Below are 24,377 nucleotides of genomic sequence, written 5' to 3' on the forward strand. Positions count from 1 at the left end.
TTTATATTTATTTTTTAGTTATAAAAGCAATGTGAGCGGGAATATTTCCTGCAGTAGTTTTCCATTTTAATTTTCCATCGGGCGTAAAACAGTAGATATAACCGGTTACTACATAATTTTGAGCATCGGTAATGTAGATTTCTTTGGTTTCTGGATTTACCTGAAGTCCATACGGAATCATGATCTTTTTATCCGTTCCATCGGTAATAATCTGGTCTGTAATTACTTTTTTAGTTTTAGTATCTAAAATTCCGTAACTCACTTTGTTTGTTCCTGTTAAATAGCTCCAAGAAACGCTGTAGTAATACAACAAATCATCAACCAGACAAGTTCCAGAAACAGGAATATCTAGCTGCATTTTCTTTTCGTCTGTCTGTGTATCAATTACAAAAAGATTAGATGGTGTGTTGTAGTAATCGCCTCGTGAACTGACATAAATATCACCGCGGCTGTCAATTTGCATGCTGTATAAATTTATTCCAACATCTATTTTTTTAATTTCTGTAAACGTTTCCAAATCAATTACAGAAACCGTTCTATCATAATTTGGAACTCTGTAACCGCCAGAATTGGCAACATACAACTTTCCATTATGAACCACCATTTGCTCTGGCTGATAGCCAACGGTTACTTTTCTTTTTATTTCTAGCGAAGTCGTATCAATCTCAGCAACAAAACCAATTTCTGCATTCGGATTTATGGCTACAGGTCCAGAATACGAACTCACATAAGCTTTGTCTTTGTAAAAAGCTACATAACGGCAATTTGGAATATCTATTTTTTTGATGCGTTTTGCCGTCCATTTTTCTAAAACTTCAACTTTGTTAGAACAATTGATGACCGCATAAACCTTATTTCCATAGATTTTAATATCGTTTCCAACATCTCCCAATTCTTTTACAACTGACGGATTTCGTTCTGAATAAACATCTGTAGTATAGTTTCCTGTTCTGTAATTAAAGACATCCAAACTCGCTCGGTTCATTCCCATATTACCTTCGTTTAGAAGATAAAAGCCTTCAATATTTCCATCACTTCTTGGTGCAGCAACGCTAACATCTGAAGAAAGAAATATCGTTTCGTCTTCTCGACAGGAAATCAAAGAAACGGCGATGCTTAAACCAAATACTATTTTTAAAATGCTCTTTTTCATAACTCAAAACTGATTATAAATTTGAATGTTCTTCCTGGCATTGGGTAATTGTAAATCACTTCATATTGCTGATTGAATGCATTATTCATTTCAATTGCTCCATTCAATTTGTAATTTCTGAATGCGAAAGATTTCTGAACGGCCAAATCGTGCGTGTACCAAGGCTGAACTTCATTTACTTTAATATTATTGACATTTCCGTTATAGCGTTTTCCGACATAAATAAAGCTATAGTTGAAGTTCCAAGATTTATAGCCCGCATTCAAAATTCCAGATCCGCTGTGCCAAGGCGTGTACGGAATCTGGTCGCCATAAGAGGACATTTCTAAACCAACAAACTTTGTAAAATCCTGGCTTTGAGAATACGTATAAGTCAGGTTTGCGGTGAGATTTACTTTATCAATATGAGTCGACATATTTAAGACCGTTTCGATTCCTTTTCCTTTAACTTGCCCAATATTGGTCATCATCCAACGAAATAGATTTCCTGTTGGAGCCGCAATAATTTTATCTTTTGTATTGGTGTAATAAGCATCTGCCTGAAAAGAAAATGTATCGAAAAAGCCTTCCCTTACGGGGAAATTATACGTAAAACCAACATCATACTGATTCATATATTCTGGCCTCAAAGTGCTTGAACCAACCATTGTATAATACAAATCATTGAATGTTGGCATTCTGAAAATTCGTTTTGCAAAAGCTCTTAAATTGAAATCGTATTTCTTAAATGGTGTGTAGCCTAAAAATATAGCAGGAGTAAATTCGGTTTTGTTTGGTGCTTTGGCATTGTATTTTACTTCTTCGATGACGCGGGTTGCAAGTACATTTCCTAAAACTTTAAAACCTTCATATCGATACGAAGTGGCAAGAGAAACTAAAGCGGTATAACGCTGCGGAAAAGAAAACTGTGTCTGAATACCTCTTCTAGTTGCATTTAATTTATTGTATTGAAAATCGGTCGACAGCGAAACATCCCAAGTTGGTAAAATGCTGTACATATTAACAGCCGAAAAATAAGCTTCCTGCTGATAATAACTATCATCAGATTGTGCGCCTTCGGTTACGGTTTCTCCTAAAACATTGGTTGTATCTCTAGCAATGTAATGCGTGTAATCGTAAGCAAATTTTCCTTTTAGCTGAAACTTATATTTTTCAGAAACGTCTTTAACCAAGGAAGCCTGAGAGAAAAAATTCTTGTCAAATTGACGAAAACCATCTCGAAACTTATTTTCTACAATAGCTCCTGGAGCGCCTCTTTCAGAATCGTAATAATACACTTTGGCGTCCCAAGCTCCTTTATTTAGTTTTCCAAAAAGACCAGATTCAAACCTAAAAGCTTCAATATCGCTATTCCATCGTGTTGCTGTAGTATCGTAGGCAGTGCTTCCGTCTTGATTTTTTCTTTTGTATCTAAATTTATATTGTCCATTCGACTTAATGTATTCAGAGCTTATACTCATACTGACTTTATCGCTCAGCTTTTGTTCCCATCTAAAAGATGGATCGTGATAATTTATAGACATTGTTTTGTAACGAACCAATAGATTTGTTTTCTTATTGCCCGAAAAAGATGGGCGTTTGGTTCGTAAATAAATGGCAGAAGCAGAAGCAAAATCTTTAGCCGATTGAAAAATTTCACTTTTCTGGCCATTATACATCGTCAACGATTCCATGTCGTCAAGCGAATACTTTCCTAAATCGGTTACACCATTTTGAGCATTTCCAAGCTGAATTCCGTCATAAAAAACACCAACATGATGCGTACCCATGTTTCGAACATCAACGGTTTTAAGTCCGCCGACTCCTCCATAATCTTTAATTTGAGTTCCGGCAAAATAACGAAGAGCATCTGCGACATTATGAGTCGCGAGATTTTCGAGCAGAACACCCGAAAGGCTTTGTACAGGAATTACTTCCTGATATGGTTTTCCTTTTAAAATGACTTCTTTTAAAACTCGCGAACTATCAGTCACCGCTTGAGAATGAAGCAAAAAAGGAACAAGTACTACAAAAACAGAAAATAAAGTTTTCTTCAAATTACACATCACGATTTTATTAAATAAACTTTGCGTGATGCAGTAATTACAAAAACATAGAAATAGGCCAACTATCCTAAATAGCAGGTCATTATCTTGTCATCAACTTCATACCACGAAAGTTTTAAACTATGTGATCGTGGCAGGTCTCCTGACTTATTCTATCTTTAAACGGCCTTCTCACCCCGCAAAGCGGGACAATGGCATTAGTAATGTTTAAAGACTTATTATAGAACTTACAGTAGCGGGTCTGTTCAGGATTTACACCTGATTCCCTTTTAACTGCTTTTTCTGAATTGAAAAAACAGACCAAAATCAGTCGCAAAGATATAACTCAACTATGGCGTCTGCAAGTTAGAAGTCGGTTTTTTAGTTTTTAATCATGATTTACCATTTGTCTAAAAAGCATTAACGTTCCTTTTTCGTTTCTTTTCCAGACGTTTATACTTTTTCCTTTAACGTTTCCATGATTAGTTCCGTCACGCCAATCGACATTATAAAATCCAAATTCTACAATGGCCTTTTTTGTGACAATAACTCCCGAAGTCTGAATGGAAATTTGTTCAATTTTTAAAGTTCCAGGTTTTTCATGCTCTCTAAAGTAAGCTGTAATATCTTTTTCTCCAGAAAGAATTGGCGTATAGTACGTTAAATACATCGCATCTGGCGTGAACATTTTAGCATGCTCTGCTCCCAGTCTGTTCTGAACCAAATTTTTAATAGAACCGTTTCTTTCTATTACTTCATTAATCAATTTGTCTGACGAAGTGTACTCTTTTGTTAAAGGAACTGTTGTGTCATCAATTTCAGGAATAAATCTATCATCAAAATAGCTATTAGCGCCCCAAATTTCTGCTGCGATAGTCATTCTATTTTTAGACGTTTTTTTCCATAAAACCATATATTTTCCTAAATAAGCGTACGGTTTTAAGTCTTTTAAGTGCAGGTTTTCAGTAAAATTTCCAATTTCTAGAATATAATTTCCAAAATCCTGCAATTCTAAAATAGTCTTTTGAAAAGAATTGACTTTTGCCTGATCTAACCATTGTTCATAAAACGCCGCAATCATTTTCTTTCCAACTCTTTGCCTACTATGTTCTGGCATTAACACAGATTGATCTGTATAGAATTTTAGCATCATGTCCTTATTGTTTTCAAATAAGGCAGCCGCAAAAGCAGCATTATAATCTTCAATTTGTTTTCTAACATCTGAGTCTGTTTTATTTTCTTGAGAAAAAACACTAACTACAAAAAAAAGAAAGGCTAAACTTAACTTAATCATATCTTATTACATTTGATTAAAACATAAAGATACAACATTGATAATCAAAATTTTAAAAACACAAAATTGCATTTAAAAACTGCTTCAGCAGAAACTTGTTTTTATAAAATATAAAGTTAATTTTTAGAAAAATTACATCTTATTGGGCAATAATTAGTTCTATAAAATGTTTATATAAAAGATTATGATGCATCTAATCTTTACATCAACCCTTCAAGATTAATATATACAAAAGATGAAAAAAATATTTTTTATAATTGCCTTTATTTCTTTTTCACTGCACAGTTTTGCACAGGAAATCGATAATAAATTCAAGCCAATTCCGGCAAAAGACGCCACAAAAAAAGAAGTTGTTCCTCCTAAAGAAGCAGCGCCAAAAGAAAACCCGCCTGCTCCTATTGAGAAACCTGCGCCGTTACAAGTTAATCCAGACGAATTGTTTAAAGATCAAAATCTATACAAACCAGAGGCTAATGTTGAAGGCATTTTTTATAGAAGAAATCAATTTTTAGGCAATTTCAACACTACAGCGGTTACATCAACTATTATGTATCGCGATGCAGCTTTTGTAGACGGCGATAAAGTAAAAGTATATTTAAACGACAAAGTAATTGAACCCGAAGTATTTTTAACTGGCGACTTTAAAAGCGTAAAAATAAACTTGGTAAAAGGAATCAACAAAATTGATATTGAAGCATTAAACGAAGGTTTTGCCTCTCCAAATACAGCTGAATTTAAAGTTTATGACGATAAAGGTCAGGTTATTTCGTCAAGCGAATGGAATGTTGGAACGGGATACAAAGCTGTTATTGTCTTGGTTAAAGAGTAAAATCTTTCTAACAGAAATCGTTTGAAATCATAAAAAACATTTAAAACTGCTGATCTCAGCAGTTTTTTTGTTGTATATATGTAGTTAACTACGTAGTTTTGTACCTATATTTAATTTACAAGACAAATGCAAATCCAGCCTATACAAAATAAGTACGAAAATGAAATCGTAGATTTGATTTTAAACATTCAGCAAAAAGAATTTAATGTTCCTGTTACTCTAGAAGATCAGCCAGATTTATTGGATATTGAGAATTTCTATTATAAACCAGGCGGAATTTTTCTTGGCGCTTTTATAGAAGAAAAATTAGTAGGCACAATCGCTTTGGTAAAATTCAATTCTGAAGCTGGAGCCATCAGAAAAATGTTCGTGAAAAAAGAATACCGAGGAAAAGAATTTCAAATCGCCCAACAATTATTAGAACAGCTAATTGCTTATAGCAAAGAAAAAGGAATTAAAGACTTATATTTAGGAACGGTTACACTGTTACAAGCTGCTTTACGTTTTTATGAGAAAAATAATTTTGTTACGATACCAAAAGAAACGCTCCCAACAGATTTTCCGTTAATGAGGCCTGACAATGTATTTTGTCATTTAAAACTAAATCAATAGAAATGAATATAATTGACGAAATTGGAATATTAGCCATATCAACGCGATTGCAACGTCTGAGCGAGCAACTTCGCAAAGACGGTGCATTAGTCTATAAATCTTTCGACATTGATTTTGAACCGAAATGGTTTCCTGTAATTTACACGCTCCATATCAAAGAAATGCTGAGTGTTGTCGAAATTGCAAATGAAATTGGTTATAGCCATCCGTCAACTATAAGTTTATTGAAGGAATTAGAAAAGCAAAAAATTATTAGTTCTAAAAAAGACAAATTGGACGAACGCAAAAGATTGATTGTTCTTACTGCCAAAGGAAAAGAGCTGGTATTAAAAATGCAGCCGGTTTGGACAATAATGAAAAATGCTTTAAACGAAATTGCAGATAATCAGAACAATCTTTTGAAAGCTATTGAAGAAGCAGAGCAAAAGTTAGCAACGCAAGGTTTTTTTCAGAGAATTTCAGAACTTAAAAGCTAGATTATTCTTTGCCCGTAATCTTTTTTCTGTGATTGTGTCCCCATTTTGCAAGAGAATCGATTACTTCTTTTAATGTATGCCCATATTCTGTCAACTCATATTCAACAGTTATAGGTTGCGTATTTAAAACAGTTCTTGTAACTAACTGGTTTTCTTCTAGATTTTTCAATTCTCGGCTTAACATTTTTCCAGAAATTCCTTCAACCTCCTTTAATAAATCGGTAAATCTTAGCCTATTAAAGCAAAGTGATGCAATGATAGAGATTTTCCATCTTCCGTTTAAAATATACATTGCATCATGCACTGCCATAATATGCTGTGCGCATTTTTTCTGATCGTGTTCTGGTTCTTTCAGCATGTTGTATTGTTAAGTTACCTCAATGTTACAGTTACTTTTGGTAATTGGATGACAAAAATACACTTAAAGTGTTTACATTTGAATACAATTTTTAATTTATAAAGAAAAATGGCCTTAATAGATGCACTAAAGTGGCGTTATGCTACAAAAAAAATGAACGGACAAGCAGTTCCGCAAGAAAAAGTAGATTATATTCTTGAAGCAGCAAAACTTGCACCTTCTTCTTCTGGATTGCAACCTTACAAGATTTTTGTTATCACAAACAAAGATTTAAAAGACAAAATTAGAGCGGTAAGTTTTGACCAAAGCCAAGTTACAGATGCTTCTCACGTTTTGGTTTGGGCTGCTTGGGATGGTTACAGCTTAGACAGAATCTCTGCTGTATTTGATAGAACAATTGCAGAAAGAGGAATTCCTGCTAATGCAATGGATGAGTACAAACAAAGACTTTGGGGAATGTACGAACCTCTTGGACAAGAATGGCATGCTAACCACGCTGCAAAACAAGCATACATTTCGTTTGGTGTAGCGATTGCTGCAGCTGCTGAACAAGAAGTAGATGCAACTCCAATGGAAGGTTTTATTCCTGCTGAAGTAGATAAACTTTTAGGATTAAATGAACTTGGTCTAAAAAGCGTTTTGGTTTTACCTCTAGGATATAGAGATCATGAAAATGACTGGTTGGTAAACATGAAAAAAGTTAGAACTCCGCAAGAAGATTTTATCACAGAAATTAAGTAAAAAATTAATTTTTGCTTAAAAAATGCTTTTGAAATGGCACCATAATAGTGCTTTTTCAGAAGCATTTTTGTTTTAAATATTTCATTTTCAAATTCAAACAAGATTCGAATAAACGAAATGAAAACTTGAATTTATTAAAGCTGTGTTATTTTTTTATTATTTGCAAAAAATAGGTACGCATTACGGATAATTAAATAATATTGTATAGCTAATTTTGCTTATATCCAAAACAATTCATTCTAATTAAATTCTAAGAACTATGTCTGATTTCTTAACGCAATTTGGGGAAGACCTAAAAAAAAACGTCCCAGGTTTCATCGCAGTATCTGTTGCTGAAATCGCTAGCGGCATGTCATACTATTCACAGTCTGCAGTTGCAGATTTTGATCCAGAATTGGCATCGGCTTACAACCTTGAAGTAGTTAAAGCAAAAATGAGCGCTATTAAAGCATTGAATTTAAATGGTCAGGTTATTGACAATATCATGATTACATTAAGTTCTCAAATTCACATTATTGATGTTTCTGATAATCAGGAATATTTTATTTACCTAGCGGTAGATTCTACAAAAGCTAATTTAGGTATGACAAAATCTATCCTTAATAAGTACAAAAAAGAAATTGTAGCTAAATTATAACACCATTTGCCCCCACGATAAAAAGGAATATTTCATGCTTGAAGTATTCCTTTTTATTTTTTATTGCAGTTTGTCCTTCGTTTCTTCAAAATATTCTATATTTCGAAAAACAAATGAGGAATTGTATAAATGGAATTACGCGCTTATTTTGAAAAATATTCTGATGAGGCAACCTGTATTGAAGAGCTCAAAAACAAACGTTTGGAGAATGGGCTTTTATGCAGAAAATGTGGGCATGATGAACACTCTTTCAGACAGAATGATTTAAAATTTCAATGCCGTAAATGCGGAAGCCGTACAAGTCTTCGATCTGGAACTGTAATGGAAAATTCTAATCTTCCAATTCGGTACTGGATGATCTGCATTGAATTAATGACTCTTTCGCATAGAAGAATGTCAATACTTAAAATTCAATATTTACTAGGACACAAAAGATATGAACCTATTTGGTTGATGGTGCAAAAAATTCGTTTGGTAATGAAAATTAGAGACGAAAAATACCGATTAAGAGCTTACTCTGAATTTGACCCCGAATTTCTTCAGAAAATAGATAAACTTGCCATGCAGAAAAAAAAGCAAAAACTGAATGATGGTGAAATGTGAAATGTGAGATGAAAAAACTTTTGAATAAAAAAGCCACAGATTACAAGATTAAAATGATTTTAAATCAGTGCTAATCCTGTAATCTGTGGCTTTATAATTTTATTGTTATAATTGCTTTGGAAAAATTCACAATTAACCATTCACAATTCACAATTCACAATTATTATTTCTTCTTATTCTTTTTTGCTTTAGATCTTTTCGCTTTGTTTTTAGCGATTTTTTTTGCTTTTGCTTTATCCTTAGCTTTTTTCGCTTTTGCTTTCTTTTTAGCTTTAGCTTTTAGTTTTGCTTTTTTAGCTTTCTCTTTCTTTTTGTCTTTTGCTTTTTCTTTTTTCTTAGCAACAGCTTTTTTCTTTTTCTCTTTTTTCTCTTTTTCCTTTTCTTTTTCTTTCATTTTTTTACTCTTTTTAGATTTTGGCTGATTTTCGTTTTCTTCAGATGTTTCTTCTTCAGCCTCAGATGAAATTTCTTCTATTTGTGTTGATTCTTGCACTGCTTCCTCTACCGTATTATCCTCTTTTTCTGCTACTTTTTTTGGAGCTCTTTTAGGTTTTGGTTTTACTTCTGGAGTTTCAGCAGATTCTAGAACTGGAGTCTCTTTTTGCTCGATTTCGTCATTTGAAATAACCGAAACAGCTTCTGCCTCCTGATTGATTTCATCAACAAGTATTTCTTTTGCCATTATTCTGTTAATTTTAAGAAATTGATTAAATTTATTTTGAATTAAACTAATTTTTAATGTTATTAAATCATTAAATTAACATCAAAAAATAATAAACAAAGATAGATTGAAAAAGACATTCGCCAATGTTAAGTTTTTCATTGCAAGAAAAAACGACATCTAATATACTAAAAAACAACAACTTACCCAATGTTAAGTTTTTTATCACACTTTTTATCGAATTACAAAGTCTCTTATAAGCTTTCTATGAGCGATACTTTTAATAGAAATAAAGTACATTTTGTTTAATTTCACTTTAAAATTTGATAAAATGCATCACGATTTATCCTATCAATACATCAAACCCAACAAAAACCTTTCAGATTTTGTGGATAGTTTTTGGTGTATGGAAAATAAATCGGATGAAAAACTGGAAACAATTGGTCTTCCAGACGGACGAATTGATTTATCGTTTATAAAAACAGCTGAAAATCCTTTTCAAATCAGGCTTCTGGGTTTAGGAACGCAACAGTATGAAAAAGGAATAATTCCAGCTAAAAGCTTAACGTTTGTTATTAGCTTTAAACTTCTTGCTGCTGAATATGTTTTTCACGAAAGTATTGCATCTCTTTTAAATTCAGGAAAAATACTCGAATCTGGCTTTTGGGATTTTGAAGAGCATGATTTGAAAAATTTTGAATTGTTCTGCGAAAAAGCAACTTCAAAAATTAACTCCTTATTAATAAAGGAAGTCGATACTCGAAAGCAAAAACTATTTGGTCTTGTTTATGAAACTCATGGTGCAATGACTGTAAAAGAATTATCAGAACAATCTAACTGGAGCAGCCGTCAGATTAACAGGTATTTCAATCAGTATTTTGGAATTTCATTAAAAGGATATTGTTCCATACTTCGTTTTCGGGCTTCATTGGAACATATTGCAAAAGGTAAACTTTTTCCAGAAGAGAATTTTTCCGATCAGACGCATTTTATTAAAGAGATCAAGAAAATTTCGGGTTCACTTCCAAAAGAATTATTTCAAAACAAAAACGACCGATTTATACTATTATCTGCTCTTTCATCACAATAATTTTGCAACATAGATTTTAAATACAAAACTATGTTACTAGAAAATAAACACGTTGCCATTGTTGGCGGCGGTATGGGCGGATTACTCTTGGCCCGTCTTTTACAACTACAGAATATAAATGTAAAAGTATACGAAAGAGACCTCAACTCAAAAGTTCGCGTACAAGGTTCTCCATTAGATCTGCATGACGATTCAGGTTTAATAGCTATGGAAAAAGGAGGTTTATTAGATGAATTTTATAAAAATATTCGTCCAAATGCCAGTAAAGCCCGCATTGTGAATCAAAATTTAGAATTGAAGTTTGACGAGCATTCTATTACTAAAAGTTCTACTGAAGAAATTATAAACCCTAGCAAGGATTCGCTTCAGGATATTTCAAAACCTCGTCCAGAAATAGACCGCTCAGAGCTTCGAGCCATTTTATTGCATTCGCTTAGGACTGAAACTATGGTTTGGGATAGTCAATTTCTTTCTATGGAAAAAGAAAATAATGGCTGGAGACTGTTCTTTAAAAATGGTATAAGTACTTATGCCGATTTGGTAATTGGTGCAGATGGAGCAAATTCTAAAATTCGTCCTTATGTAAGCGCACTTAAACCTATTTATTCTGGAATTACAATGATTGAAGGAACAATTTATAATGCCAAGAAAAATGCTCCTAATCTTTTTGAGTTTTCAAAAGGTGGAAAAGTACTGGCTTTAGGAAACGAACAAACCATTATGTACGGAACAAAAGGAGACGGTTCTTTAATGTTTTTGCTCAGCAGTAAAATTCTTGAAAATTGGATTTCAGAAAATGATCTAGATTTTAAAGACAATCAGAAGATTTTTGAATGGTTTAAAGAAATTTATCAAGATTGGAGTTCTGATTGGCATGAACTTTTTATGAGTGACGAATTGTATTTTATACCTCGTCCGCAATATTATTTTTCTCAGAATCAGTCTTGGGAAACGCAAGAAAATGTAACTATTATAGGCGATGCAGCGCATAGAATGCCTCCTTTTGCAGGAAAAGGCGCTAATTTAGCCATGCTCGATGCTGTTGAATTGGCTGATTTCTTAACTAATAATCAGTTTTCTGATTTAAAAACGACAATTTCTTATTTTGAAAAACGAATGCTCGAAAGAGCTGCAGAGGCTTTAGAAAATACTTTGAAAAACGGTGAAAAACTTCATGCCAAAGATGCTCTAGAAAAACTGGTTTCTATATTTAATCAAATAGCCAAATCTTAATTTCTTTTATTTCAATTACTTACATTTTTTAATTAAATTTACAAGTACCTGAAAAGTGTTATTTACTTATTTATACATCTAATATAAGTTTCACTAAACAAATTTAGACCATGAGGCATTTTCTACTCCTACTCTTTTTTACTTGTTTTATTTCTTCTTCTTTCGGACAAAAAATAACCGATTCTGTTCCAAAAAAAGCAAAAGAGAAGAAAATCGAACTTAGAGTAATGCCTTATTTGAGCTACAATAGAAATCTTGATTTTATGTTTGGGGTTATTCCAATGGCAATGTACAAAGTCAATCATAATGATACTATTTCTCCTAAATCATTATCTGGAATGTCGGCCATTTATACGACCAATAAATCTTATGTTTTGGTTTTCTTTAATAAATGGTACTTAAATGAGGACAAATGGCGTTTGAAATTTTTCTTTTTTACCGGAAATCAGAATTCCCAATTTTATGTTGATGATATAGATCAGCCTGATTTTTACGATTACGGAACCAAAACAACTATTTTGAGTTTGGGCGGCCAGCGCAAAATTGCCGGAAAGTTTTATGGCGGACTTTCTTATACTTATGCACACTACAATACAGTATATGAGGATAATGTTTCTCCTTCGTCGGTTTCACATAGTAATGCTTTGGTTGTAAACTTATTATTTGATACTAGAGATGCCGTTTATTATCCTACGATAGGATACAAAATTAAACTGGACTGGTCTACGTATCCAAAATTTTTAGATAACGAACTGGCATCAAATCGAATATCCTTTCAAGCCAATAGATATATTCCAAGTAGAGATAATAAAGATGTTATTGCAGCTCGTGTTTTTGGAAAATTCGGACTTGGGAATGTTGCATTTGAACAGCAAAGCACTATTGGAGGAACAGATATTCGCGGTTATTCTGAAGGAAAATACAGAGGAGCCGGATTAATGGATATTCAAGGTGAATACCGATACAACTTTGGAAAGAAAATGGGATTGGTTGGCTTTTTTGGTATCGCCACTATTTATGGTTCTGATACTCCAAGCTTTGATTGGAAAATGTATCCTGGAGGCGGTGTTGGTTATCGATACAATCCGTTCAAAAAATCAAAATTTAACGTTGGTTTAGATGGTGCAGTCGGAAAAGGAGATTGGGGAATTTATTTCAGAATCGGCGAAGCTTTCTAGTTTTAAAAAATTATTTAAAAAGCCCTAAGTCTAAGATTTAGGGCTTTTTTATTGTTTCATCCTCTGTTTTCTTGTTTCATTTTATAATATGCAACATCGAAAAAAAAATTTCAAGGCTATCTTTCTTTAAATTTGAGTATCCCCAGATATATTCAAAAATCTTAACTAATTAATGCTCAAAATCAATTTATTAATTTAAGGCGGTTAAACATTAATTTGCCTCCTTTCTATTCCTGATTGCTTATGGCACAATTTTATTTTTCTTGGAGAATCTGCACTTTATCAAAAAAACTAGCTTTTGCTGCATTGTTAATTTTTCTCACTTTTCAAACAAATGCACAAAACTGTACTGTAAACGCCGGAGTATTGAATATAACCATTTGCGCAACCGATGCAATGGTTTTAACTGGAAACAATCCGAGTCCTATTATTGGCACAGTCAAATGGACTCAAATCTCTGGTCCAGCAGTAACTATTAATTCACCAACAAGCCCAAGTACAACCGTTTCTGGCTACACAGGAGGAAATACCTATATTTTTAGATATAGCGCAACCTGTTCGGACGGAATTACAGCTTATCAGGATAAAGTTGTAAATGTTAAGCCTATTACTACTGCAATTGCAGGAAGCAACATAACAAGCTGTCCAAATAGTTCTGGAAATTTATCTATTACGGCAAATGCTCCTCAAAATACAGGAGAAACTGGCCGTTGGGAAATCGTCGGAGCTAACAATGCCGGGGTAGTAATTAATTTTCCAGATCTGCCAACCTCAACTATAACTTTGCCTTCTACGAGTTGCGGTGTTACAACACTTCAATGGGTTATTGAAGGTCCTGAATATGCTCCAGGCCAGCGCTGTAGAACTACTTCGCAGATAACTGTAACCAATTATGGCGGTGTTAAACCTGTTTCAGCAGGGCCAGATCAAACGCTTAGCAATTGTTATACTACAACACAAAGCACCAATCTTAATGCAACTTATGGAGGTTGCGGCCTAAATGGACAAAATGGGCAATGGACTTTTGTAAGTGGTCCAAATACGCCAACAATTGCCAATCCTAGTGCTAATAATACAGGAGTTTCAAATCTTGTACAGGGAACTTATACTTTTAGATGGACTGTAACTGGTCCTTGTGCTTCTGGCAATGATACAGTTGTAATTAATGTTCCTGCCGCGACACAAGATGTTACGACTCTTCCTGGTGGCGATGAAAATATTTTCTTTTGCGACAACAATATTAATCAAGTAACTTTAGTAGCACAAACTCCTTTATATGCAGGTGAAACCGTTCAATGGACACAGATAGCTGGAGATACTGGCGCTGTAATTGTTTCGCCAACAAATCCAACTACATTAGTTACAAATATATCTGATGCTGGTGATCCATATACATTTAGATATACGCTTACCAATAACAATACGGGTTGTGTTTTTACTAAAGACTATCATGTAGAATATAACGGTGCAACAAGAAGTATTGTGGCCAATAATGGCGATGATATGGTTGGAAGCTGTAATGCAACTGTATTTACTATTCCGCTTACCGTAACAGGAACTGGAGTAAATCAATATCGAATTGTGACAGGACCAGACACTTCTCCGCTCGCCCCTTTCCCTACTGCATTACAAGATGCCGGAAATTCTTTGACTTTAACGCTTACTACACCAGGAGAATATACTGTCGAATTTATTAGAAGCCAAAACGGATCAATTCTTGCTGGCTGCGATTATGGCTTTGACACTCTAAATATTCTAGTTTCTGGTGATCCTACTCCATCTAATGCAGGATCTGATGTAAGTTTGCCTTGCGGTGATACCAGTACAATGCTTTCTGGAGTTGTAACTGGCGAAGGCATGCATTTCTGGAGTCAGCTTAGCGGACCAAATCAGGCAGTGATTGCAGATAATTTTGCCATAGATACTCAGGTCACCGGACTTATTCCTGGAAGTTATGTCTTTCAATATATAACCAAAGGGGGCGGCGCAACTTGTGGTTTTTCAGTTGCCACAGTAACTATTTATGTATCTGATACGACATTGGGTACTCCAAATGCAGGACCGGATCAGATTGTTTGTGCCAATTCTCAAGTACGTCTTGGAGCTGCACCAGTTGAAGCAGGCGAAATTGGCACATGGAGTCAGGTCTCTGGACCAACTACAATTTCGTTTTCCAATGTTAACGACCCAAATGCGATAGCCTCAGGTTTTACGACAAATGTATCGCAATACGAATTACAATGGACTGTTTCTTATCTTCATCCTGGTCCATCTTGTAGTGCATCTGCTTCTGACAATGTAATAATCGTAACGAATAATTCTACAGCAGCCTCAACCTCAGATGCAGGCCCAGATGCCTGTTATCCTTCTGGAACAACCTCTTTTAACCTCAGCGGTAATACTCCTGGCTTTTTAGAAATAGGACTTTGGTCTGTAACACCATCAGCTGGAGTTATTTTTGCCGATACCAGCGATCCAAACACCTTAGTTACCGTTCCTGGAAACGGAACCTATGTTTTCACGTGGTCTATAGAAACCATAACAAGACTTTGTGAACCAAATCAGAGCAACGTTTCTGTTACAATTGCCAATACTCCTCCTGCCGCAAATGCAGGTCCTGATCAAGAAATCTGTGGATCTACCATTACAATGGCCGCTACAACTAGCAGTGGAGCAATTGGAACTTGGACAAGAATTTCTGGTGTTGGAGACTATACCATAAGCGATATTCATGACCCAAACGCAGTTTTTACTTTTACCTATAGTGGTTATTATATTTTTAGATGGACAGTAGATGCTTCGGTCTGCGGTCAAGCATTCGACGACGTTAATTTAACAATTGGTATTCCGCCTCACCAAGCTGTTGCAGGACCAGACCAAAATGTCTGTGGCAATACTAGCGTTACAATGGCAGGAAGTACGTATGACAGTTTTTTTGAAACAGGACAATGGTCAGTTCTAACTGGTGCGCCAAATCAGCCCAATATTGTTGATCCGACTAATCCAAACACTGTCATTAATGGGCTTGTAGCCGGAACTTATACCTTTAGATGGACCATAACTGCAAAAAGCATTTTCTTGTGCCAAGGAACTTTTGATGATATGGTTGTAGTGGTTACCCCAGCGGCAAATGCAGGAGCTGATCAGACTTATTGTGATGTTACTAGCATTCAGCTTACAGGAAATAAAAATTCAACTGGAACCTGGACACTTACTAGCACGTCCGGAAATCCAGCAGATGTTCATATATCACAATCTCCGCCAAATAGTTATATTGCAAATGCTACAGTAGTTCCTGGAAATAGTTACGTTTTTACCTATACCACTTCTAGTGCTACTTTTCCTAATGGATCAACTTGTCCAGGATCGTCTGATTCTGTAAATGTTGAAATTTTTAGTGGAGCAAGTATTCCGCCTGATGCAGGTCCAGATCAAACATTATGTATTTCTGATGTTAACGGAACTGCAACTTTACAAGGAAATATGCCTCCGCCAGATGTTGCTACTTTCGAATGGCGTTTTGCTTCTCAGCCCGCTGGAAGTGTAGCTGTAATCACAACTCCTACTGCTCCACTGACAACAGTTACAGGCTTAACAGTGCCAGGTTTATATATTTTGGAATGGGTTTTTGAAAGCCCTTCTTGCAGAACATTGTCTGATATTGTGAGAATCGTTATGAATGCACCTCCAAGTGCTGCAAATGCTGGCCCTGATGACACAGTAGCTTGTCAGACTACTTACAAAACGGCAGCTGTACCACCTACGGTAGGTATTGGTACATGGACATTTGCCTCTCAGCCTCCGGGAGGAGCGGCAGTAATTGACAATCCAAACAGTCCGGTTACTACATTATCCAATATTAATGTTTTAGGTACTTATGTCTTAACTTGGACAGTTACAAACGGTCCTTTTCCTAATCCATCATTATGTCAGCCAACCTCAGACACAGTCAATATTACTTTTAACGATAATCCACCAACCGTAGCCAATGCAGGCCCTGATCAAGAAATGTGTAATGTTACTACAGCAACTATGGCTGCAAATACTCCACTTATTGGCACTGGACTTTGGACTCAAGTTTCTGGACCTAATACGGCTACAATATCAGCTCCAAATAATCCAAACTCGCTAATGTTAACTTTAATTCCTGGGACTTACATATTTAAATGGACAATAACAACAACCGGATGTATTTCTGAAGATACTGTTCAAGTTACAATTTATGCAAATCCATCAACTGCAGAAGCAGGTCCAAATCAAAGAGTTCCTCAATTTACAGCAGTAAATATGAATGCAACTCCTCCAACAGTTGGTACTGGAGAATGGACTCAGGTTTCTGGACCAAGTACGGTAAGTTTTATGGATCCAACCTCACCAACGACAGCCATTACAGGAACTGTTCCTGGAATATATACTTTGCAATGGACCGTAAGCAATGGTAATTGTGCCGTTTCATCAGACACTATGAACCTAACCATTTTGTCGATTGCCGATCTTGAATTAACTAAAACAGTAACGCCAACAACAGGAAGTATTGGCGATGTTGTTACTTTCAATATCAACGTTTTCAATAATAACGCACTAGGTGGGTCCGCTACCGCAACTAATGTTTCCATACGTGATTTCATTCCGTTCGGTTTTGCACTTGTTGCTGGAACGGTTACTTCGGGAGGAGTATACAATGTTGGAGACAATACCATTACTTGGAGCGGTATCACAATTCCTAGCGGAAGTATTTTAAATTTATCCTTTAAGGCTACAATTCTGGGCGGAGGATCTTATGTTAATACCGCAGAAGTTGTCGCATCAGATCAATTCGATCCTGATAGTACACCTAACAACCAAAATCCTGCAGAAGATGATCAGGATAGCGCAACAGTGGTGCTAGATGTAGCCGATTTATCATTACAGAAAACCGTTTCGCCCGCTACTGTAAGTATAAACGATAACGTCGTGTTTACAATTAGAGTTACCAACAGTGGTCCTAATAATGCTACTGGAATTACAGTTTCAGACAATCTGCCACCTGGATATACGTATGTAAGCGATAATGGAGGCGGAAAATACAATAATACCACTGGAATTTGGAATGTTGGCAATCTGAATAATGGAAATTCTCTTGCTTTGCAAATTACAGCCAAAGTAAACGTTGTTTCATCAGCAAATAATTATATCAATACCACCGAAATACAAACTGCGCATCAATTTGATCCAGACAGTACTCCAGGAAACGGATTACCTGAAGATGACATGGCTAGCGCTACAGTTTCTTTAAAACAAGCTGACTTAGAACTTACTAAAACGGTAACCCCAACTTCTGCCGCAGCTGGAGATCAGGTAACTTTTACAATTAATGTGCTTAACAGAGGACCTGGAAACGCGACTGGAGTTGCAGTAAAAGATGTTATTCCTGTGGGATACACGCTTATTCCAGGATCAGTATCTGCTGGTGGAACCTACCAGGTTGCAACGGCAACACTTGAATGGAAAAATCTGTTAATACCTGCAAACTCTAATGTCAATCTGACTTTTAACGCATTTGTTAATCCTTTAGGAAATTATCTAAATGTTGCACAAATTACAGCTAGTGATTTACCTGATCCCGATAGTGTACCAAATAACAATGTTCCATCTGAAGATGATCAAGATGATGCTGAAATAACTTTTATCGGGCCTTCTGCCGACTTATCTTTAACCAAAAATGTAGTTACAGGTAATACAAGTCCTGTGGTTGGAAGTCAAGTTTCATTTGAACTTAAAATAACAAATGACGGTCCAAATAATGCAACCGGAGTGCAAGTAACAGATTTATTGCCTTCTGGCTTTCAATACGTAAATTATAGTTCGTCTGCCGGAACATACGACAGTACTACTGGAATATGGAATGTTGGTACAGTTGATACTGGTGTTACTGAATCACTTATTCTTGATGCAAAAGTATTGCCAACAGGAGATTACAAAAACATAACACAGGTTACCGCCAGTGATCTTCCTGATCCTGACAGTACGCCAAATAATGACGATGGAGATCAAAGCGAAGATGATGAAGATAATGTGGTATTAACTCCTATACCGCCATCTGCAGATCTTTCATTAACAAAAACAGTAAGCAATGCTACCCCGCTTGTTGGCTCTCTCGTAACGTTTACTATTATCACCACAAACAGTGGCCCGCAAGATGCAGCCCAAGTTCAAGTAACCGATTTACTGCCTTCTGGATATACTTTTGCTACTTTTAACGCCACAAGCGGAACTTATGATAGTACAAGTGGCTTATGGACTTTGGACATATTAGAAAGCAGTGAGTCTGAAACCTTACAGATTAATGCGATAGTCAAAGCAACTGGAGATTATACCAATATTGCAGAGGTTACCAATAGTGATACTCCAGATCCTGACTCAACACCAAATAATGGAGTGCCAACAGAAGACGATTACGGAACAGCTACAACTACTCCTATTCAGCAGTCTTCAGATTTATCTTTGGCTAAAACTGTTAATAATGCTACACCATTAGTGGGTTCTCTGGTTACTTTTGAAGTAGTAGTGACCAATAACGGCCCACAAGATAATTTTGGCATACAAGTTACAGATGTGCTTCCGTCTGGTTATACTTTTACAGGATTTACCGTTTCTACAGGAACTTATGACACCGCTACAGGAATATGGACTGTGGGTAATTTAGTAGCTGGTGATGCAGAAACACTGCAAATTGTGGCAAAAGTAAACCCAAGTGGCGATTATTTAAACAAAGCCGAAATAACTGCCGCTAGTCTTCCTGATCCTGATTCTACTCCAAATAACGGAGTTACAACAGAAGACGATTATGCAGAAGCTACAACAGTTCCTATTCCAACATCAGCAGATTTATCACTAACTAAAACTGTTAGTAATGCTACTCCGCCAGTTGGTTCACAAGTAACGTTTAGTATTCAAGTCACAAATTCTGGTCCGCAGGAAGCAAATGGAGTTACTGTTACCGATTTACTGCCTTCTGGATATACTTATGTATCGTATAGTGCAACGACAGGAAGCTATAATCCAGCAACGGGTCTTTGGACAGTTGGAAACATGCCTATTTCAGATTCTTATACTTTACAAATAACAGCTACAGTAAACGCTTCTGGAAATTATACCAATAGTGCAGAAATTACAGCAAGTAGTCAGCCAGATCCTGATTCAACTCCAAATAATGGTGTTACAACAGAAGATGACTATGCAGAAGCGACAACAGTTCCTGTACCAACATCGGCCGATTTATCGTTAACTAAAACAGTAGACAACACTACTCCACTTGTAGGCTCTCAAGTAACTTTTAGTCTTCAAGTAAGCAATGCAGGGCCTCAAGCTGCAGATGGCGTTGCTGTTACCGATTTACTACCTTCTGGTTATACTTATACATCTTACAGTGCAACTGCTGGAAGCTATAATTCGGCAACAGGTGTATGGACTGTTGGAAATGTCGCAATTGGTGTGACTCATACTTTACAAATAACAGCGGTAGTGAATGCTGCAGGAAATTACACAAATACTTCCGAAATTACAGCAAGCAATCAGCCAGATCCTGATTCAACTCCAAATAATGGAGTAACGACAGAAGATGATTATGCAGAAGTATCAACAACACCTGTAACGCAATCATCTGATTTATCAATAACCAAAACAGTAAACAATACTACGCCTCTAGCCGGCTCACCAGTGACTTTTGCGGTTGTTGTTACCAATAATGGACCACAGGATAATACGGGAGTTCAAATAACCGACTTGTTACCTTCAGGGTATACATATAGCGGTTTCACACTTTCTAGAGGAACCTATAATCCAACAACAGGTCTTTGGACAGTTGGTAATTTAGCCAATGGAGAATCTGAAACACTGCAAATTACAGCCATAGTAAATGATACTGGTGATTATCTTAATATTGCTGAAGTAACTGCAGCCGATCTTCCAGACCCTAATTCTACTCCAAATAATGGAGTTCCTACTGAAAATGATTATGCTACAGCAACTATTACTCCGACAGCACAATCTGCAGATTTATCATTGACCAAAACAGTAAGCAATAACACCCCATTAGTAGGTTCTTTGGTTACTTTTGAAGTCATTGTAACCAATAACGGACCTCAAGATACTTCGGGTGTAACGGTTACCGATTTACTTCCAAGCGGCTACACTTATTCTAATTTCACGATTTCTACAGGAACTTATAATCCAACGACTGGATTATGGACAGTTGGCAATTTAATCAATGGAAAATCAGAGACTTTACAAATTTTAGCAATAGTAAATCCGACAGGAAATTATGTAAACATTGCCGAAGTAACCGCAAGTGCGCTTCCTGACCCAGACTCAACGCCAAATAACGGGGTTGTAACAGAAGATGATTATGCAACGGCAACAGCCACTCCAAATGCTCAAGCCGCAGATTTATCTTTAACTAAAACAGTTAATAATACCACTCCATTAGTAGGGTCGCCAGTTATTTTTGAAATAATTGCAACAAACAATGGTCCACAGAATACTTCTGGTGTTGAAATAACCGATCTGCTGCCTACTGGATACACTTTTGTTACTTATAGTGCCACAAAAGGAGTCTATAACGCTGTGACAGGAAAATGGACAATTGGCACATTTCTAAATGGAGATTCGCAAGTTTTAAGAATAACAGCTATTGTTAACCCAACAGGAAACTATGTAAATATTGCCGAGGTAACTGCAAGCAATCTGCCAGATCCTAATTCAACACCTGGAAACGGAGATCCAACTGAAAATGATTATGGAACGGCTACAACCTCACCGTTAGGACAATCTGCTGATTTATCTTTAACCAAAACAGTTAATAATCCTACTCCATTAATTGGATCATCGGTAACTTTTGAAATCATTGTTTCAAATAACGGCCCGCAGAATACTTCTGGAGTTGAAGTGACTGACTTATTACCTACAGGATATACCTTTAGCGGTTTTACAGCAACAAAAGGAACATACAACAGCACCACAGGAAAATGGAATATTGGTTCTTTAGTTAATGGAGATTCTCAGACATTACAGTTAACCGCTATTGTAAATGCAACTGGCAATTATTTAAATACGGCCGAAGTTACTGCAAGCAGCCTTCCAGATCCAAATTCAACTCCAAACAACGGAGTTACTACTGAAAATGATTATGCAGAAATTGCAACTGTTCCTGTTCCTCCAATGGCAGATTTATCTCTTGTAAAAGCTGTAATTGGCGGAAATTTAAGCCCAATATTTGGAGCAACAATTACATTCCAAGTTACCGTAACCAACAGCGGTCCACAAGATGCTACTGGGGTAAAAGTACTCGATATGCTGCCAAGCGGTTACGAATATGTGGTATACAGTTCTACATCTGGACAATATTATAATACAACTGGAATTTGGGATATTGGCACTATACCAAGTGGAGCTTCAGAGTCTTTACAAATAGGTGTCAAAGTCAATACAACCGGAGACTATCAAAACATTGCAGAGGTTTACGCTTCTAATGAATTGGATCCAGATTCAACTCCAAATAACGGAGTTACTTCAGAAGATGACATCAGTTCTGTGTTATTGAGTCCTGTTCCAGCAGTAGCCGATCTTTCAATAGAGAAAAAAGTAATCAATAATATACTTAATCCTGCCGTAGGATCGCAAATTTCATTCTCTATTACAGTAACCAACTCAGGCCCTAGCAATTCTACTGGTGTTACCATAAAAGATGTATTGCCTTCTGGATATGATTATATTTTCTATAATTCGACTTCGGGACCTTATAATCCTGTAACGGGCGAATGGACTCCGGGAATCATCCTTGCTGGAAATAGTCATACTTTAATTTTGAATGTTTTTGTAAAAAGTCCAACAGGTACTCCAGACGAATACTTAAATACAGCAGAAATTATGACTGCAGATCAGCATGATCCGGACAGTACACCAGGTAACGGAGTTACGACTGAAGATGATTATGATAGTATTGCGGTTACACCGGTAATTGTAATGGCAGATTTGTCTATTAAGAAAACAGCTCTTAATCAAGATGCCGTTCACGATGTAGGTTCAACGGTTATTTTTACTGTCACCGTAACCAATGATGGTCCTGCAGATGCCTCTGGTGTAAGAGTAAAAGACTTGCTTCCTCCTGGATTTACCTATCAGACCAGTAGTCCTACGAGCGGTTTATACAACTATGTGACAGGTATTTGGAATGTCGGAAATATTCCAACCGGAACCGATCAGTCATTGGATATTTATACAACAGTAAATAAGCCGTCAGGTATAGCAGGCGAATATACAAATATAACCGAGGTTATTGCCAGTAATCTGCCAGATCCAGATTCGACTCCAAATAATGGAGTCACGACCGAAGATGACTATGACAGTTTGCAAATCAAAGTTGCCGTTGCCGATTTAAGCCTGGAAAAAACAGCCAGCAACAAAAACGCAAATGTAAACGAAGTTGTCACATTCACCTTACAGCTTAACAATGAAGGCCCAAGCACCGCTACTGGTGTCGCTGTTGAAGACTTGATACCGCTTGGATTCAAGAATATATCGAATATCAATAATGGAGGTATATTCAGTAAGAACACAATCAAATGGGTTGACCTAACTGTTCCTGTCGGAGGTATTACATTGACCTATGAAGCAACTGTAGCGAATCCGCTCGGATTGGAAAGTGTTGATTATGTTAATATTGCTCAAGTAACTGCCAGTAATCAATTTGATCCAGATTCGACTCCAAATAATGATAACGGAGATCAGAGCGAAGACGATGAAGATTCTGAATCTATCAACATCCCTTCTACCGACGTAGCCATCAATAAAGAAGTCGATAAAACAGATGTTCCGATGGATAGCCAAGTAGTCTTTACCATAACGGCAGAAAATTTAGGCAATTTAACTGCAACAAATGTAGAAGTGCAAGATGTATTGCCTAAAGGATATTCATTAGTAAACTCAGCGGTAACTTCTGGAACATACGACTCGAAAACGGGAATCTGGAGCATTCCAGCGATTACTAAAGGAACTCCTCAAACATTAACACTAACTGTTAAAGTGGTTGATTTTAATGATTATTTGAATAACGCTCATTTGGTTAAACTAGATCAGATAGACACCAATTCGGCAAACAATCAGGATAGCGCGACCGTTTCGCCGAACTGTCTGAAAATCTATAATGAGTTTTCACCAAATGACGACGGCCAAAACGATTTCTTCTACATTGATTGTATTGAAAGATATCCAAATAATCAGCTCGAAATCTTTAACCGCTGGGGTAATTTGGTTTACTACCAAAAAGGCTATAAAAATACTTGGGACGGAAAAGCGGAAGGTTCTGCTAAAACGCTTCCTGAAGGCACCTATTTCTATATCCTTGATTTAGGAGACGGATCTAAAAAAACCTCTGGATGGGTTTACCTAAAATAAAACCATCCAGAAAAAAGAAAATTTAAGAATAGGATTAACCAAAATAAAATTGGCT

The 24,377-nt window shown here is 36.2% G+C and carries 14 protein-coding genes, 1 pseudogene and 1 riboswitch; of the genes and pseudogenes, 10 read left to right on the plus strand and 5 right to left on the minus strand.

Annotated features, from left to right (window positions below; all coding sequences use genetic code 11):
- Nucleotides 1-7: 7 nt before the first annotated feature.
- From JC605_RS09505 to JC605_RS09515, 3 genes are all read right to left on the minus strand, one after another.
- A complete protein-coding gene (locus JC605_RS09505) occupies nt 8-1,153 on the minus strand; it encodes a DUF5074 domain-containing protein (protein WP_198855940.1) in 1,146 nt (381 codons plus the stop codon).
- Nucleotides 1,150-3,198 carry a TonB-dependent receptor plug domain-containing protein gene (locus JC605_RS09510; RefSeq protein ID WP_198855941.1) on the minus strand — a complete coding sequence of 683 codons (2,049 nt, stop codon included), beginning with the start codon at nt 3,196-3,198 and terminating at the stop codon, nt 1,150-1,152. The genes JC605_RS09505 and JC605_RS09510 overlap by 4 nt, the downstream gene beginning before the upstream one ends.
- A gap of 114 nt (nt 3,199-3,312) precedes the next feature.
- Nucleotides 3,313-3,518: riboswitch (cobalamin riboswitch) on the minus strand.
- 47 nt (nt 3,519-3,565) lie between these two features.
- A complete protein-coding gene (locus JC605_RS09515) occupies nt 3,566-4,471 on the minus strand; it encodes a DUF4440 domain-containing protein (protein ID WP_198855942.1) in 906 nt (301 codons plus the stop codon).
- A gap of 235 nt (nt 4,472-4,706) precedes the next feature.
- On the opposite strand from JC605_RS09515, the gene JC605_RS09520 reads away from it, so the two are divergent.
- The 3 genes from JC605_RS09520 (at nt 4,707) to JC605_RS09530 (ending at nt 6,388) form a co-directional block, all read left to right on the plus strand.
- Nucleotides 4,707-5,300: a hypothetical protein gene (locus JC605_RS09520; protein WP_198855943.1), complete on the plus strand. Its 594-nt coding sequence runs from the start codon at nt 4,707-4,709 to the stop codon at nt 5,298-5,300.
- Between the two features lie 126 nt (nt 5,301-5,426).
- Nucleotides 5,427-5,912, plus strand: a complete 486-nt coding sequence (locus tag JC605_RS09525) for a GNAT family N-acetyltransferase (protein ID WP_198855944.1) — start codon at nt 5,427-5,429, stop codon at nt 5,910-5,912.
- Nucleotides 5,913-5,914: 2 nt separating this feature from the next.
- Nucleotides 5,915-6,388 carry a MarR family winged helix-turn-helix transcriptional regulator gene (locus tag JC605_RS09530; RefSeq protein WP_198855945.1) on the plus strand — a complete coding sequence of 158 codons (474 nt, stop codon included), beginning with the start codon at nt 5,915-5,917 and terminating at the stop codon, nt 6,386-6,388.
- A 1-nt stretch (nt 6,389) separates the two neighbouring features.
- Here JC605_RS09530 and JC605_RS09535 read toward each other — a convergent pair whose 3' ends face one another.
- Entirely contained in the window at nt 6,390-6,746 is a 357-nt protein-coding gene (locus tag JC605_RS09535) for a helix-turn-helix domain-containing protein (RefSeq protein ID WP_198855946.1), read from the minus strand.
- Between the two features lie 108 nt (nt 6,747-6,854).
- Between JC605_RS09535 and JC605_RS09540 the strand changes: the two genes are divergently transcribed.
- From JC605_RS09540 to JC605_RS09550, 3 genes and pseudogenes are all read left to right on the plus strand, one after another.
- Nucleotides 6,855-7,487, plus strand: a complete 633-nt coding sequence (locus JC605_RS09540) for a nitroreductase family protein (RefSeq protein ID WP_198855947.1) — start codon at nt 6,855-6,857, stop codon at nt 7,485-7,487.
- 259 nt (nt 7,488-7,746) lie between these two features.
- The gene (locus tag JC605_RS09545; protein ID WP_198855948.1) at nt 7,747-8,124 is read left to right on the plus strand and encodes a hypothetical protein; all 378 of its coding nucleotides are present in this window, start codon (nt 7,747-7,749) and stop codon (nt 8,122-8,124) included.
- Between the two features lie 129 nt (nt 8,125-8,253).
- A pseudogene (locus JC605_RS09550) lies at nt 8,254-8,712 on the plus strand (transposase); the annotation flags it as partial.
- Nucleotides 8,713-8,890: 178 nt separating this feature from the next.
- Here the strand turns inward: JC605_RS09550 and JC605_RS09555 are convergent.
- Nucleotides 8,891-9,409: a hypothetical protein gene (locus JC605_RS09555; protein WP_198855950.1), complete on the minus strand. Its 519-nt coding sequence runs from the start codon at nt 9,407-9,409 to the stop codon at nt 8,891-8,893.
- A gap of 310 nt (nt 9,410-9,719) precedes the next feature.
- Between JC605_RS09555 and JC605_RS09560 the strand changes: the two genes are divergently transcribed.
- The 4 genes from JC605_RS09560 to JC605_RS09575 all read left to right on the plus strand — a co-directional run bounded on the left by JC605_RS09560 (nt 9,720) and on the right by JC605_RS09575 (nt 24,322).
- A complete protein-coding gene (locus tag JC605_RS09560; protein ID WP_198855951.1) occupies nt 9,720-10,478 on the plus strand; it encodes an AraC family transcriptional regulator in 759 nt (252 codons plus the stop codon).
- Between the two features lie 30 nt (nt 10,479-10,508).
- The gene (locus tag JC605_RS09565) at nt 10,509-11,711 is read left to right on the plus strand and encodes an NAD(P)/FAD-dependent oxidoreductase (protein WP_198855952.1); all 1,203 of its coding nucleotides are present in this window, start codon (nt 10,509-10,511) and stop codon (nt 11,709-11,711) included.
- Between the two features lie 110 nt (nt 11,712-11,821).
- On the plus strand, nt 11,822-12,889 hold the full coding sequence (locus JC605_RS09570; RefSeq protein ID WP_198855953.1) for a BamA/TamA family outer membrane protein: 1,068 nt from the start codon (nt 11,822-11,824) through the stop codon (nt 12,887-12,889).
- 243 nt (nt 12,890-13,132) lie between these two features.
- Nucleotides 13,133-24,322, plus strand: coding sequence for a gliding motility-associated C-terminal domain-containing protein (locus JC605_RS09575; protein WP_198855954.1), 11,190 nt, complete (start codon nt 13,133-13,135; stop codon nt 24,320-24,322).
- Nucleotides 24,323-24,377: the final 55 nt, after the last annotated feature.

Source organism: Flavobacterium sp. IB48 (assembly GCF_016405855.1).
Taxonomy (GTDB): domain Bacteria; phylum Bacteroidota; class Bacteroidia; order Flavobacteriales; family Flavobacteriaceae; genus Flavobacterium; species Flavobacterium ginsengisoli.

Coding starts and splice junctions, on each gene's coding strand:
- JC605_RS09535 (WP_198855946.1), bottom strand. CDS start 6,746: ATGCTGAAAGAACCAGAACACGATCAGAAAAAATGCGCACAGCATATT.
- JC605_RS09540 (WP_198855947.1), top strand. CDS start 6,855: ATGGCCTTAATAGATGCACTAAAGTGGCGTTATGCTACAAAAAAAATG.
- JC605_RS09525 (WP_198855944.1), top strand. CDS start 5,427: ATGCAAATCCAGCCTATACAAAATAAGTACGAAAATGAAATCGTAGAT.
- JC605_RS09560 (WP_198855951.1), top strand. CDS start 9,720: ATGCATCACGATTTATCCTATCAATACATCAAACCCAACAAAAACCTT.
- JC605_RS09545 (WP_198855948.1), top strand. CDS start 7,747: ATGTCTGATTTCTTAACGCAATTTGGGGAAGACCTAAAAAAAAACGTC.
- JC605_RS09565 (WP_198855952.1), top strand. CDS start 10,509: ATGTTACTAGAAAATAAACACGTTGCCATTGTTGGCGGCGGTATGGGC.
- JC605_RS09575 (WP_198855954.1), top strand. CDS start 13,133: ATGGCACAATTTTATTTTTCTTGGAGAATCTGCACTTTATCAAAAAAA.
- JC605_RS09570 (WP_198855953.1), top strand. CDS start 11,822: ATGAGGCATTTTCTACTCCTACTCTTTTTTACTTGTTTTATTTCTTCT.
- JC605_RS09555 (WP_198855950.1), bottom strand. CDS start 9,409: ATGGCAAAAGAAATACTTGTTGATGAAATCAATCAGGAGGCAGAAGCT.
- JC605_RS09520 (WP_198855943.1), top strand. CDS start 4,707: ATGAAAAAAATATTTTTTATAATTGCCTTTATTTCTTTTTCACTGCAC.
- JC605_RS09530 (WP_198855945.1), top strand. CDS start 5,915: ATGAATATAATTGACGAAATTGGAATATTAGCCATATCAACGCGATTG.
- JC605_RS09515 (WP_198855942.1), bottom strand. CDS start 4,471: ATGATTAAGTTAAGTTTAGCCTTTCTTTTTTTTGTAGTTAGTGTTTTT.
- JC605_RS09510 (WP_198855941.1), bottom strand. CDS start 3,198: ATGTGTAATTTGAAGAAAACTTTATTTTCTGTTTTTGTAGTACTTGTT.
- JC605_RS09505 (WP_198855940.1), bottom strand. CDS start 1,153: ATGAAAAAGAGCATTTTAAAAATAGTATTTGGTTTAAGCATCGCCGTT.